The following is a 13,436-nucleotide window of genomic DNA, read 5'->3' as shown; positions in this document are numbered from 1 at the left end:
TGGTAGCGGAGGAGGGACTTGAACCCCCGACACGCGGATTATGATTCCGCTGCTCTAACCAGCTGAGCTACTCCGCCCCATGGGCCTCGCCGGGCGCTTCGCCCTGCGGTGAGGCGGCGCTATACGCAGGCAATGCAGGGCGGTCAACGGGGCGCGTGAAAAATTTGGCGCCCTGCCCTCGCGGTTGCTTGCCGCGTGTAGAAACGAAGGGGCGCGCGCTTTTCCGCCAACATGGCAAAGCTGCGGTAAAGCTTTTTCCATCCCGACATTTTTGGCTTGCAATCGCCACGGGGCGGCGCACTAATATTGCAATGCACAACCGGCCGTCCGGCCGAGGGAGGATCGACAACTTGCCCTTCCATGAAATGTTTGAACCCGATGGTTCGATACGCCCCTGTTACGACGAAGTGCAGAAGTGGGTGGAACGAACGGGCATCGCCGGGCTCAATCGCCGCATGGATGAGGCCGAGGCGATCTTCCGCCGCATCGGCATTACCTTCGCCGTCTATGGCGAGGGCGGCGATCCCGAACGGCTCATTCCCTTCGACCTCCTGCCCCGCATCTTCACCGCGCAGGAATGGCGCATCCTCGACAAGGGCATCCGGCAGCGGGCGCGGGCGCTCAACGCTTTCCTGCATGACGTCTATCATCGGGGCGAGATCGTGAAGGCCGGCATCATGCCGGCCGACATCATCTACAAGAACAGCGCCTATCTCGCCGAAATGGCGGACTTCTCGCCACCGGGGAAGGTGTACAGCCATATCGTGGGCATCGACATCGTCCGCACTGGCCCCGGCAGTTTCGAGGTTCTGGAGGATAATTGCCGCACGCCCTCCGGCGTCTCCTACATGCTGGAAAATCGCGAGATCATGACGCGCATGTTCCCCGAACTGTTCGCGCAGGGGGTGGTGGCGCCGGTCGACGACTATCCCGCCGAATTGCTGAAAAGCCTCAAGGAGGTCGCGCCGCCTGCGTGCAAGGGCGACCCGGTGGTCGTGGTCCTTACGCCCGGCTCGCTCAACAGCGCCTATTATGAGCATAGTTTCCTTGCCGACCTGATGGGCGTCGAACTGGTCGAGCCGGCCGACCTGTTCGTCGACGATGACCGGGTGTGGATGAAGACCACGCTTGGGCCCAAGGCGGTCGACGTCATTTATCGCCGCATCGACGATGAATATATCGATCCGCTCGTCTTTCGGCCCGACAGCCTGCTGGGCGTGCCCGGCATTTTCAACGTCTATCGCAATGGCGGTGTGACGCTCGCGTCGGCGCCCGGATCGGGCATCGCCGACGACAAGGCGGTCTATATCTATGTGCCCGAGATGATCCGCTTCTATCTGGGCGAAAAGCCGATCCTCGACAACATCCAGACCTGGCAGTGCGGCAAGCCAGACGAACTGGCCTATGTGCTGGAAAATCTCCACGAACTGGTGGCCAAGGAAGTCCATGGATCGGGCGGTTACGGGATGTTGATCGGCCCCAAATCGACCAAGGACGAAGTTGCCGCCTATGCCGCGCGGATCAAGGCCAATCCCGGCGAGTTCATCGCCCAGCCGACGTTGGACCTGTCGACCGTGCCGACGCTGGGGCCGGCGGCCGTGGTCGGTCGCCACGCCGATTTCCGTCCCTATTGCCTGGTGGGCAAGCAGATCCGCCTGGTTCCGGGCGGCCTGACCCGCGTTGCCCTGACCGAAGGGTCGCTGGTGGTCAATTCCAGCCAGGGTGGCGGAGTCAAGGATACCTGGGTGTTGCAGGATTGATGCGCGCGCTCTCTCACCCCTTTCATCGTCATTCCCGCGCTGGCGGGAACCCATCTCCCGCCATTGCGCCAGGCGGAAGGAGCGGGACATCTGTCCCTCCCGCCGCAGGGATGACGGAAATCGAGGCAATCCCATGCTGAGCCGGACCGCCGAAAATCTGTTCTGGATGGCGCGCTACATGGAGCGCGCCGAAGCCACAGCGCGGCTGCTGACCATGGGACAGCGCATGGCGATATTGCCGGGCGCGCATCATCGTGACGAATGGCGATCGGTGGTGCGCGCGACGGGATCGGGACATCAATTCCCGGAGGGCGCGATCGTGACGGAGAGCGACGCGGTATCGTTCCTGATGCTCGACGCAGACAACCCCAGCTCGATCCGCTCCTGCCTCCTGAAGGCGCGGGCCAACGCCAAGTCGGCGCGGACGATGCTGACCCAGGATATGTGGGAGGCATTGAATGAAGGCTGGCGAAAGCTGGACAGCTATGATGTCAGTGAAGCGCGGCAGCAGCTCCCGGCACTGATCGACTGGGTCAAGACCCGCGTCATGACCTTCCGCGGCGCCGCCCATTCCGGCCAGCTCCGCAACGAAGGGCATGATTTCCTGCGCACCGGTTCCGCGCTGGAGCGGGCGCAGATGACGCTGCGCCTGCTCGACGTCAAATATTATGTGCTGTTGCCCGAAACCGAAGTGATCGGCGGAAATCGCGACCATTATCAATGGACGTCGGTACTGTACGCCCTGTCTGGCGCGCGCGCCTATCACCATGTCTATGGCGGGACTTATACGCCTTGGCAGATCACCGACTTCCTGATGCTAAACCGCCTGTTCCCGCGCAGCGTCGCCTATTGCTATGACCAGCTCGCCTATCGGCTCAATCGTCTCGCCGGCTGGCACGATGCGCGCGGGGCCTGCCATGACACGGTGCAGGAACTGGTCGCGGGTCTGGAAAGCCAGGACAGCGGAGAGATTTTCCGGCGCGGCCTGCACGAAACTGTGCAGAACGGCTTGATGATGACCAATCGACTGGGCGCCGAGATCGCCCAGACCTATCATTTCGGCTGAGGAGGGAAGGGGAAGTCGGGCCATGAAGCTGCTCGTCCGCCACCAGACGATCTATCGCTATGCTTCGTCGGCGGGGCGGGTGGCCATGCGGCTGAAGCTGATGCCGGTCGATACGCCGACGCAGAAAGTGCTGGAATGGCAGGTCAGCGTGAATGACCAGCCGCTGACCGGCTTCCGCCCCAACAGCTATGGCGAGAAGGAAGCGATCTGGATCCGCCATGATCGGCTCGACAATGCGGTGATCGTGGCGGAGGGGCTGGTGGAGACGCGCGAAAGCCATGGCGTCGTTGGGCATCTGCGCAGTCGCGTCGATTCGCGCTATTTCCTTCGCGATACGCGCCTAACTCGTGCGTCCGAGGGGATCGTGGCGATGGCGCGCGACGTGCCGAAGGAAGATGGGCCGCTTGCGACGCTCCATGCCTTGTCGGCCGCAGTCAGCGATGCGGTGCAGTATCGCGCCGGTGTCACCACGTCCGAGACGACTGCCGCCGAAGCCTTCGCGCTGGGTGCCGGCGTGTGTCAGGATCATGCCCAGATATTCATATCGGCGGCGCGTTCGATTGGCATCCCCGCCCGCTATGTCTCGGGCTACCTGCTTGCCGGGGATGGAGACTTGCTGCATGAGACCCATGGCTGGGCGGAAGCCTTTGTTCCAGCGCTCGGCTGGATCGGTTTCGATCCATCGAACCGCGTCTGTGTAACCGAACGTTATGTGCGCGTGGCAAGCGGCCTGGATGCGGACGAGGCCGCGCCGATCCGTGGCTCGGTCACGGTGGCGGGCGATATATGGATTGACGCCGATGTCCGGATCGCGCAGGCGGAGGACGGAGTCGAGGAACGGCAGTTGCAGAAGCAACAGCAGCAAAGCACCCCGCCACCCGACTCGACGGGTTGAAACAAGCGATCGCGAGTCGGATGCAATATTCATCGATCGCGACAGACAGATTGCAGGAGGCCGGGGGGCCGTGACTTATTGTGTGGCCGTGCGTGTGGACCAGGGACTGGTCATGCTGTCCGATACCCGCACCAATGCGGGTATGGACAATATCGCGCGCTTCCGAAAGAGCTTCACCTATCATGTCCCTGGTGAGCGCGCGATCACGCTGATGTGTTCGGGCAATCTGTCCATCACCCAGGGGGTGAAGGCGGTGCTGAGCAAGGCGATCAAGGAATCCCGTCTAGACCCGGATGTCGAAACCATCTGCAATTGCGACTCGATGCACCGCGTGGCCCAGATCGTGGGCGAGGCTATGCAGAAGATGCAGCAACGCTATCGGGAGAATATCGAGATGGGCGGCTCCGGCTCCAGCGCCTCGATCATGGTCGCTGGCCAGCGCAAGGGCGGAAAGCCACGCCTTTACCTGATCTATTCGGCCGGCAATTTCATCGAGGCGACCGAAGATACGCCCTTCTTCCAGATCGGTGAGCATAAATATGGCAAGCCGATCCTGGATCGCATCATCAAGCGGGAGACGACGCTGGAGGATGCGACCAAGGCGGTGCTGGTGTCGATGGATTCGACCTTGCGCTCCAACCTGTCTGTCGGGATGCCGCTCGACCTGACGGTGATCGAGCGCGACAAGTTCGACTTTCGCGTTCGCACGCGCATCGAAGCGGACAATGAGGAATTCGCGATGATTTCCCAGAGCTGGAGTGCGGCATTGCGCAAGGGATTTGAGGATCTGCCGAACGTTCTCGACTGAGTTGAGCCGCGAGTAGCCGCTTATCTCCTCTCAAAAGCAAAAAGCCCCGGAATGCTCCGGGGCTTTTTGCTTTTTCCTTTGCTCCGATCAGGCCGTGGCGAGTCGGGCCATCTTTTCCAGCCGACCGCCCGCAATGCGCATCATCGCCTTTTGCAGCTTCTCGAACGCGCGGACCTCGATCTGACGAACGCGCTCGCGGCTGACACCATAGACCTGGGAGAGTTCCTCCAGCGTCTTGGGTTCCTCGGCGAGGCGGCGTTCGGCAAGGATGTGCTTCTCGCGATCATTGAGGTCGTCCATCGCCTCGACCAGCATATCATGGCGCATCACACGCTCCTGCTCGTCGGCGACTCGTTCATCCTGCAACGGATCGGAGTCGGCCAGCCAGTCCTGCCACTGTCCCTCGCCATCCTCGCGCATGGGCACGTTCAGCGACGTGTCGCCGCCCATCGCCATGCGCCGGTTCATCGAGATCACGTCTTCCTCGGTAACGCCCAGGTCGGTCGCGATCTTGGTAACGTCCTCGGGGCGCAGGTCGCCATCCTCGAACGCCTCGATATTGTTCTTCATCCGGCGCAGGTTGAAGAAAAGCTTCTTCTGCGCAGCGGTGGTGCCCATCTTCACGAGGCTCCACGACCGCAGGATGAATTCCTGGATCGACGCACGAATCCACCACATGGCATAGGTCGCCAGGCGGAAGCCGCGATCGGCCTCGAACTTCTTTACGCCCTGCATCAGGCCGATATTGCCTTCGCTGATGAGTTCGCTGACCGGCAGGCCGTAGCCGCGATAGCCCATGGCAATCTTGGCGACCAGGCGCAGGTGCGACGTCACGAGCTGCGCCGCGGCCTCAGGATCCTGATGCTCTTCATAACGCTTCGCCAGCATATATTCCTGCTCAGGGGTGAGCAGCGGAAACTTGCGAATTTCCGACAGATAGCGGTTGAGGCTGGCTTCACCGCCCAGCGCCGGAACCGCGGGGACATTGCTCTTGGCCATGTCTTCACCTTTCCCTTTCATTGCGCGGCGGGACCCAGAAGAGGCGTCACAGGCGCCGTCGCAAAACTTGTCAAATCCTATACGTGAAGCTCGCTTAACAGTTCCTGCATGTCGGCTGGCAACACACTTTGAAACAGAAGGGGCTTGTCCGTTACCGGATGTATGAACCCCAGTGTTTTGGCGTGCAATGCCTGCCTTTTGAAACCCAGCGTTTCCAGTATTGATTTGAAACCTTTTCTTTCTCTACCGTAAACGGGGTCGCCGATCAAGGGGTGCCCAAGATGCGCCATGTGAACGCGAACCTGATGGGTGCGGCCGGTTTCCAGCCTGCATTCCACCATCGTCGCGCCCCTTAGACGCATTATAGTACGATAATGGGTGACGGCGTGTTTGCCGCGCCCTTCCCGATGAACCGCCATCTTCTTTCGATCGGCGTCGGATCGGCCGATCCAACTGTCGACCGTGCCACTGCCCGGCGTCGGAACACCGTAGACGATGGCGGCATAGAGCCTGTCGATACTGTGGTCCTTGAATTGGCGGGCCAGTCCTTCATGCGCCCTGTCGGTCTTTGCGACGACCAGCAGGCCGGAAGTATCCTTGTCGATGCGATGAACTATGCCAGGGCGCGCCACGCCCCCGATGCCGGAGAGCCGGCCGGCGCAATGATGGAGCAGGGCGTTGACCAGCGTTCCGTCCAGATTGCCGGCGGCGGGATGGACGACGAGGCCGGCAGGCTTATCCACCACGATCAGATCGGCATCCTCATGGACGATCACCAGCGGGATAGCCTGCGCCACCGTATCGAGCGGCGTCGGCGGCGGCAGGGTAATGGTGAAGAACTGTCCGGCGACGACCTTGGTCGATGCGCTGATCTTCACCGCCTGGGGGCCGTGCACCTGTCCTTCGCCAATCAGAGTCTTGAGCCGTTCTCGCGAGAGATCGGGAAGCAGGTCCGCGAGCGCACGATCCAGGCGCAGCCCGTGCTGGGCATCGCCGATAGCCGCTTCGATGATGGAATCCCCCGGAACCATGGGGTAGGGATGTAGGAATGATGGTTGCGATATCAAGGGGGCTGCTGGAACAAATCGTGGCCCTGGGCAGGTCGAGCCGGGATGAGGTCTGCGGCTTGCTGCTCGGTCGGGCGGGAACGATAGAGGGGTTCCAGCCGGCGGCCAATGTGGCACCCGACCCGGCGCGGCATTTCGAACTTGACCCGGCTATATTGATCGCAGCGCATCGGTCGGCCCGGACAGGTGGTCCTGCCATCGTCGGCCATTATCATTCGCACCCTTCGGGTGTCGCCATTCCTTCGGTGACCGATGTCGCCTGCGCGTCGCCGGACGGCAGCCTCTGGCTGATCCTGGGCAGTGAAAAGGCCCGACTCTGGCGGGCTCGGCCGGGTACGATAGTTAATGTTCAATTTGTAGAGGTGATGCTCGACATAAGGTGATCGAAAGGCGGCGAGCCGGGCTTGCATCGGGGGGCGCGGGGGCGCATTAGCCGGATACAGCCTTCCTTTTCCCCCTTTAATTCGGCGATCCCATCCGCATGAACAATCCGACCGACAGCATCGAATTTGCCAGCCTGCTCTGTTCGCGCCTGTGCCATGACCTGCTGAGCCCAGTCGGCGCGCTCAATAATGGGCTTGAACTGATGGCGGACGAGAATGACCCGGAAATGCGCGAGCGTTGCCTGGAACTGCTGGGTGACAGTGCGCGGACGTCGGCGAACAAGCTGAAATTCTTCCGCCTGGCTTTCGGCTCGGCGGGTGGCTTCGGCGATGCGGTGCCGCCGCATGAAGCGCGCGTCGCTATCGAGGGCATGTTCGCAGGCGCGGGTCGGGTGAAGGTCGGCTGGATCGTCGAGGAACAGATGCTCGGCAAGCTGCCCGCCAAGATATTGCTGAACCTGGCGCTGATCGCGGGCGACGCGCTGGTGCGCGGCGGCCAGCTGGACATCGGCGTCGAATGTCGGCCGGGCGTGACCGAGATCGTCGTTCGGGCCGAAGGGCCGAAGGTCGTGCTGGACCCGGACCTGCGTGCCGCGCTGGCGGGCACCTTGCCGATCGAGGGGCTGGCGTCGCGCACGGCGGCCGCCTGGATGGTCCGGCAGCTAGTGGCGAGCGCGGGGGGCGACATCGTCCTGTCGCCGCCGGGTGAGCCCGTGCTGTTGTTCGGGGCGTCGATCCCGGGCTGATCCTGTGGGATGGCGCGTCTGTCGCGCGGTCGGAAGAGCCGAGCGCTGTCGTTGCCGCGACACCCGTCGTAAGACTGACCTGTCAATGACCTGCTGACGCCTGCTCCATCTCGACTCCGATCGTGGCGACCACCTGCGCTGCGGGAAGTGCGCGAGCGAGTGATACCCCCTGTCCGGCCCAATGCGCGCCATAACCGCTTTCGCCATGCGTCCTCGCCAATTGGTTGAGCGCCTTTCCTGCATCATAGGCGATGGGATAATCGGGTGGAGGTCGTGCGGTGTCGGCACCCCAGCGGGTGAAGCGGTTGGCCAGGCAGCGGGCGGGGCGGCCGGAAATGGCGCGCGTCATGACCGTATGTGCGGTGGGGCTGAACAGTGCGGCCCGATAGGCGGCATCGGCGCTGCTTTCCGGGCAGCCGATGAACGCCGTGCCGAGCTGCGCCGCAACTGCGCCGAGATCGAGCGCCGCACATACGCCCCGTCCGTCCATGATGCCGCCCGCTGCAATGACCGGTAATCCCGCCTGCTCGACCAGCAGCCGAGTGAGCGCCATGACGCCCAGCCGGTCGTCCGGCGCATCGGGATCGAAGGTGCCGCGGTGGCCGCCAGCTTCGAATCCCTGCGCGACCAGCATGTCCACCCCTGCGGCGCGCGCCGCAAGCGCTTCGGCCAGGCTGGTGACGCTGGCGAGCAGGATGCAGCCGGCGGCCTTGAGTGTCGCGATCCGCCACGGCTGAGGCAGGCCGAAATGGAAGCTGACGACGGCGGGGCGGGTTGCGGTTAGCATGGCGAGCATCGCGTCGTCCTCCGCGAAGCTGCGATATATTTCACGCAATGATGCCGGCGAGTTGCCGCCGAACTGGCCGAAGAGCGGTTCGAGCGCGACCAGCCACTGCGCTTCAATATCCGGTCGGGACCGTGCCGGAGAATGTACGAAAAGGTTGACGTTGAAAGGGCGGTCCGTGCGATCGCGGACTGCGGCGATCATCTCGCGTGCAGTCGCCGCATCGACCGCGCCTACGGCGATGGAACCGAGGCCGCCGGCGTTGCTGACTGCGGCGGCCATGGCGGGCGTCGAAACACCCGCCATCGGCGCCTGGATGAAAGGCCGAGCGAGTCGAGCGGGTTCATGGCGTCAATGTGGAACGTGCCGCCTGCCGCCGCAATCGCCTCTCCATGGAAAAAGGCCCGGCCGCTTGCGCGACCGGGCCTCTTCCACAGCTCCCGAGAAAGGGTTCAGGCGCTGTAATACATGTCGAATTCGACCGGCGAAGGCGCCATTTCCCAGCGATACACTTCGGGCCACTTCAGTTCGATATAGGCATCGATCTGATCCTTGGTGAAGACGTCGCCCTTCAGCAGGAACTCATAGTCGGCTTCGAGGCTGTTCAGGGCTTCACGCAGCGAACCGCAGACGGTCGGCACCTGGCTCAGCTCTTCGGGCGGCAGGTCGTAGAGATTCTTGTCCATCGCGGCGCCCGGATGGATCTTGTTCTCGATGCCGTCCAGGCCCGCCATCAGCAGGGCGGCGTAGCACAGATAGGGGTTGGCCATCGCGTCCGGGAAGCGGAATTCCACGCGCTTCGCCTTGGCGCCCGCGCCGTAGGGAATACGGCAGGAAGCCGAGCGGTTGCGCGCCGAATATGCCAGCAGAACGGGGGCTTCGAAGCCCGGCACCAGGCGCTTGTAGCTGTTGGTGGTCGGGTTGGTGAAGGCGTTCAGTGCCTTGGCGTGCTTGATGACGCCCCCGATGAAGTAGAGGCAGGTGTCCGACAGACCGGCATAGCCGTCACCGGCGAAGAGCGGCTTGCCGCCTTCCCAGATCGACATGTGGGTGTGCATGCCCGAACCATTGTCCTGCGCGATCGGCTTCGGCATGAAGGTCGCGGTCTTGCCATAGGCCTGGGCAACCATCTGCACGACATATTTGTAGATCTGCATACGGTCGGCGGTCTGGACCAGCGTGCCGAAGGTCAGGCCCAGTTCGTGCTGGGCAGCGGCGACTTCATGGTGATGCTTGTCGCAGGGCAGGCCCATTTCGAGCATGGTCGAAACCATTTCGGCGCGGATGTCGGTGCAGGGATCGACCGGAGCGACGGGGAAATAGCCGCCCTTGGCGCGCGGGCGGTGGCCCAGGTTGCCGCCTTCATATTCCTTGCCGGTGTTGGTCGGCAGTTCGATGTCGTCGATCTTGAAGTAGCTCTGCGAATAGTCATTCTCGAAGCGCACATCGTCGAACATGAAGAATTCGGCTTCCGGACCGACGTAGATGGTGTCGCCAAAACCGGCCGACTTGACGAAGGCCTCGGCGCGCTTCGCGCAGGAGCGCGGGTCGCGGCTGTAAAGTTCGCCGGTGTCGGGTTCGACAATGTCGCAGAAGATGATCAGCATCGGGGTGGCGCTGAACGGATCGACGTAAACGGCGTCGAGGTCGGGCTTGAGGATCATGTCCGATTCGTTGATCGCCTTCCAACCTTCGATCGACGAACCGTCGAACATCAGGCCCTGGGTCAGCTCATCTTCGCCAAGCACGCTGGAAACCATGGTCAGGTGCTGCCACTTGCCCTTGGGATCGGTGAAGCGGACATCGACCCACTCGATCTCCTTTTCCTCGATCATCTTCAGGATGTCTTTTGGCGTGTTGGCCATGTGCTATTGCCCTTCTTTCAGAAATACCCCCCCCGAAGGGGTTGTGGATGCCAAAATGCCTGCCGATCGACGGACGACAGGAGAAAACGGATCAGATGGCGTCGCTGTCGCGCTCTCCGGTGCGGATGCGTACCGCGCCCTCGACGTTGGAAATGAAGATCTTGCCATCGCCGATGCGGCCGGTCTGTGCCGCGGCGCAGATGGCTTCGACCACGCGGTCGGCGAGGCTGTCGTCCACGACGACCTCCAGCTTCACCTTGGGCAGGAAGTCGACGACATATTCGGCGCCGCGATACAGCTCGGTATGACCTTTCTGCCGACCGAAACCCTTGGCTTCGGTGACGGTGATGCCAGAAACGCCGACTTCGTGCAGCGCTTCCTTCACCTCATCCAGCTTGAACGGTTTGATGATCGCTTCGATCTTCTTCATCACTCTAGTCCCAACCCATGACGCACGCTGCCAAGCGGGCGATCGCCCGCGTAGTTCATCCTCAAGCGACGATCTCCATGCCCCCCGAAAGGCACGCGTCGTCTCTCTTGGCAATCAATTACCGTGCCAAATGGCGAATCGCTAGGACTGCTTTCGGCGATGCAGCAATCTTTGTCCATATTGCCCGGAATCCGGGCAATTTCATGTCCAATTGCCTGTTTTTTGGGCAGCGTTTTGAGGCTCAGGCGCCATAGGGTGGGCAGTCGAGGCCTGCCGGGCTTTTGGTGAAGATCTCACAGCCGGTTTCGGTGATTCCGATGCTATGTTCGAACTGGGCGGAAAGCGTGCGGTCGCGCGTCACCGCCGTCCAGCCATCGTCCAGCATCTTCACGCCGGGCTTGCCGATGTTGATCATCGGTTCGATGGTGAAGAACATGCCGGGCTTCAGCTCGGGGCCAGTCCCGGGGCGGCCGATATGGACGACCTCCGGGCTGTCGTGGAAGACGCGGCCCAGGCCATGACCGCAGAAATCGCGGACGACGCCATAGCGGTGCTTTTCCGCGTGGCGCTGTACGGCATGGCCGATGTCGCCCAGATGATTGCCGGGCTTCGCCTGCTCAATGCCCAGCATCAGGCATTCATAGGTGACTTCAACCAGCCGGCGCGCCTTGATCGAGGCTTCGCCGGCGATGTACATGCGGCTGGTGTCGCCATGCCAGCCATCGACCTGCGGCGTCACGTCGATGTTGAGGATGTCACCATCCCTGAGTCTATAATCGCCCGGAATGCCGTGGCAGATGACATTGTTGAGGCTGATGCAGCAGCTGTGGGTATAGCCCCGATAGCCCAGCGTGGCGGGCACGCCGCCGCCCTCGAGCGTCATGCGGCGGACGATGTCGTCCAGTTCGCCAGTGGTCACGCCGGGCACCACATGAGGCGCCAGCGCATCGAGGATTTCGGCGGCGAGGCGCCCGGCCTTGCGCATCCCGGCGAAACCGGATTCGTCATACAGCTTGATTGCGGTCGAGCGGGAGATCGGCGCATCCGCCGTCATCGTCATATATTCGGTCATGATGCGATTATAGGCGCTTGGCGGGCATAATGCGAGAGGGACGCTAGGCATGAGCGGCGCCACGGGCTATGGACCCTGCATGGCCGATCCGACCCGCACATGGACCGCAGCGCTGATCGTGATCGGCGACGAGATTCTCTCAGGCCGCACACAGGACAAGAATGTGTCGCAGATCGCGACCTGGCTGAATGTCCAGGGCATCCGGCTGCGCGAGGTGCGGGTCGTGGCCGATGACGAGGGGGCGATCGTCGAAGCGGTGAACGCGTTACGGGCACGGAACGACTATCTCTTCACCACCGGCGGCATCGGGCCGACTCATGACGACATCACCGTCGATGCGATCGCGGCGGCGCTGGGCGTGGAGGTGGAAGTCCATGAGGGCGCAAGGTCGGTCCTGTCGGCCTATTATGCGACGCGTGGCGGGCTGACCGAAGCGCGGTTGCGCATGGCGCGGGTGCCCGCGGGAGCCAGCCTGATCGAGAATCGAATGTCAGGGGCGCCGGGCATCCGCTACGGCAATATCTTCATCATGGCGGGCGTGCCCCATATCACTGCGGGGATGCTGGAGAGCCTGACCGGCACGCTGGAGGGCGGATTGCCCCTGCTGTCGGCGACGATCGGCTGCTGGGTTGCGGAAAGCGAGATCGCAGATCTGCTCGCCGCCACCGAGCGCGCGCATGAAGGCTGCCAGATCGGTAGCTACCCCTTTTTCCGAGAAGGGCGCACCGGAGCGAATTTCGTGGTGCGTTCGACCAGCCAGGTCACGCTCGACGCCTGCGTCGCGGCGCTTTCCGCAGCGCTGGAACAGGGCGGCTGGACAGTCTATCCGGGTGGGATCTGAGGTCTGTCAGCGCGTTCGCGGCGTTGCGAGCGCTGACAGCACGCCACGCAGGGTACGCACCTCCAGATGGTTCCAGCCCGGCTTGGTCAGCAGGTTGCGCAACGTCCTTTTGGTCGCGGGCGCGCGGTCGGGCGGGAAGAAATAGCCGGCATTGTCCAGCAGCGTCTCGAACTGGACGATCATGCCCTCCAGTTCCACCTGCGGTGCCGGTTCGAGCAGGTCGGTGACGGTGGGCTGTTCCAACTGGGCCTGTTTCGACCATTCATAGGCGCACAGGATTACCGCCTGGGCGAGGTTGAGCGAACCGAACTCCGGATTGATCGGCACGGTCAGGATCTTGCGCGCGAGCGCGACATCGTCGGTTTCCAGGCCCGATCGTTCGGGTCCGAAGACGAAGGCGCTGCGGCCTTGCGCCGCATGAATCTCACGCGCGGCCTCTTCGGGTGTGACCACTGGCTTGGTGACGCCGCGCTTGCGCACGGTGGTGGCATAGACATGGGCGCAGTCCGCCACGGCGTCGGCCAGCGTCGCATGGACCTGGGCGCCGTCCAGCACCACATCGGCCCCCGCAGCGGCCGGGCCGGCGTCGGGATTGGGCCAGCCGTCGCGGGGGGAAACGAGCCGCATCTCGGTCAAACCGAAATTCAGCATCGCGCGCGCGGCCTTGCCGATATTCTCGCCCAGTTGCGGGCGGACTAGGACGATCACGGGGGGCTTGTT

13 protein-coding genes, 1 tRNA gene and 1 pseudogene are annotated in these 13,436 nt (G+C 62.8%); 7 read left to right on the top strand and 8 right to left on the bottom strand.

The features are described from left to right. Positions 1-77, bottom strand: a tRNA-Met gene (locus A7Q26_RS02345). Between the two features lie 273 nt (positions 78-350). On the opposite strand from A7Q26_RS02345, the gene A7Q26_RS02340 reads away from it, so the two are divergent. The 4 genes from A7Q26_RS02340 to A7Q26_RS02325 all read left to right on the top strand — a co-directional run bounded on the left by A7Q26_RS02340 (position 351) and on the right by A7Q26_RS02325 (position 4,529). Next, positions 351-1,760: a circularly permuted type 2 ATP-grasp protein gene (locus A7Q26_RS02340; protein WP_066855968.1), complete on the top strand. Its 1,410-nt coding sequence runs from the start codon at positions 351-353 to the stop codon at positions 1,758-1,760. Between the two features lie 133 nt (positions 1,761-1,893). Next, positions 1,894-2,826, top strand: coding sequence for an alpha-E domain-containing protein (locus A7Q26_RS02335; protein ID WP_066855965.1), 933 nt, complete (start codon positions 1,894-1,896; stop codon positions 2,824-2,826). A 22-nt stretch (positions 2,827-2,848) separates the two neighbouring features. Then, positions 2,849-3,721 carry a transglutaminase family protein gene (locus A7Q26_RS02330; protein WP_066855963.1) on the top strand — a complete coding sequence of 291 codons (873 nt, stop codon included), beginning with the start codon at positions 2,849-2,851 and terminating at the stop codon, positions 3,719-3,721. A gap of 70 nt (positions 3,722-3,791) precedes the next feature. Then, complete coding sequence (locus A7Q26_RS02325) at positions 3,792-4,529, top strand: peptidase (RefSeq protein WP_066855960.1); 738 nt, start codon at positions 3,792-3,794, stop codon at positions 4,527-4,529. An 87-nt stretch (positions 4,530-4,616) separates the two neighbouring features. Here A7Q26_RS02325 and rpoH read toward each other — a convergent pair whose 3' ends face one another. Together rpoH and A7Q26_RS02315 are read right to left on the bottom strand one after the other, a co-directional pair. Beyond that, positions 4,617-5,528: an RNA polymerase sigma factor RpoH gene (gene rpoH, locus A7Q26_RS02320; RefSeq protein WP_066855957.1), complete on the bottom strand. Its 912-nt coding sequence runs from the start codon at positions 5,526-5,528 to the stop codon at positions 4,617-4,619. A 77-nt stretch (positions 5,529-5,605) separates the two neighbouring features. Next, positions 5,606-6,559: an RluA family pseudouridine synthase gene (locus A7Q26_RS02315; RefSeq protein ID WP_066855954.1), complete on the bottom strand. Its 954-nt coding sequence runs from the start codon at positions 6,557-6,559 to the stop codon at positions 5,606-5,608. A gap of 17 nt (positions 6,560-6,576) precedes the next feature. Between A7Q26_RS02315 and A7Q26_RS02310 the strand changes: the two genes are divergently transcribed. Next, the gene (locus A7Q26_RS02310; RefSeq protein WP_066855951.1) at positions 6,577-6,978 is read left to right on the top strand and encodes a Mov34/MPN/PAD-1 family protein; all 402 of its coding nucleotides are present in this window, start codon (positions 6,577-6,579) and stop codon (positions 6,976-6,978) included. Between the two features lie 98 nt (positions 6,979-7,076). Continuing rightward, on the top strand, positions 7,077-7,724 hold the full coding sequence (locus A7Q26_RS02305; RefSeq protein WP_066855948.1) for a histidine phosphotransferase family protein: 648 nt from the start codon (positions 7,077-7,079) through the stop codon (positions 7,722-7,724). A gap of 82 nt (positions 7,725-7,806) precedes the next feature. Here the strand turns inward: A7Q26_RS02305 and A7Q26_RS02300 are convergent, their stop codons facing one another. The 4 genes from A7Q26_RS02300 to map form a co-directional block, all read right to left on the bottom strand. Then, positions 7,807-8,814 (bottom strand): NAD(P)H-dependent flavin oxidoreductase, encoded by a 1,008-nt coding sequence (locus A7Q26_RS02300; protein ID WP_066855945.1) that lies wholly within the window; start codon positions 8,812-8,814, stop codon positions 7,807-7,809. A 146-nt stretch (positions 8,815-8,960) separates the two neighbouring features. Continuing rightward, positions 8,961-10,373, bottom strand: a complete 1,413-nt coding sequence (gene glnA / locus A7Q26_RS02295) for a type I glutamate--ammonia ligase (RefSeq protein ID WP_066855942.1) — start codon at positions 10,371-10,373, stop codon at positions 8,961-8,963. Positions 10,374-10,464: 91 nt separating this feature from the next. Next, a complete protein-coding gene (locus A7Q26_RS02290; protein WP_006953025.1) occupies positions 10,465-10,803 on the bottom strand; it encodes a P-II family nitrogen regulator in 339 nt (112 codons plus the stop codon). Positions 10,804-11,044: 241 nt separating this feature from the next. After that, positions 11,045-11,875, bottom strand: a complete 831-nt coding sequence (gene map / locus A7Q26_RS02285; protein WP_066855939.1) for a type I methionyl aminopeptidase — start codon at positions 11,873-11,875, stop codon at positions 11,045-11,047. A gap of 79 nt (positions 11,876-11,954) precedes the next feature. Between map and A7Q26_RS02280 the strand changes: the two genes are divergently transcribed. Then, a complete protein-coding gene (locus A7Q26_RS02280; RefSeq protein WP_066856279.1) occupies positions 11,955-12,716 on the top strand; it encodes a competence/damage-inducible protein A in 762 nt (253 codons plus the stop codon). A gap of 6 nt (positions 12,717-12,722) precedes the next feature. Here A7Q26_RS02280 and A7Q26_RS02275 read toward each other — a convergent pair. Continuing rightward, positions 12,723-13,430, bottom strand: a pseudogene (locus tag A7Q26_RS02275) (RNA methyltransferase); the annotation flags it as partial. Positions 13,431-13,436: the final 6 nt, after the last annotated feature.

Origin of the sequence: Sphingobium sp. TCM1 (genome assembly GCF_001650725.1) — a bacterium.
Taxonomy (GTDB): Bacteria; Pseudomonadota; Alphaproteobacteria; order Sphingomonadales; family Sphingomonadaceae; genus Sphingobium.
This window is presented reverse-complemented; position numbering and strand designations above follow the sequence as displayed.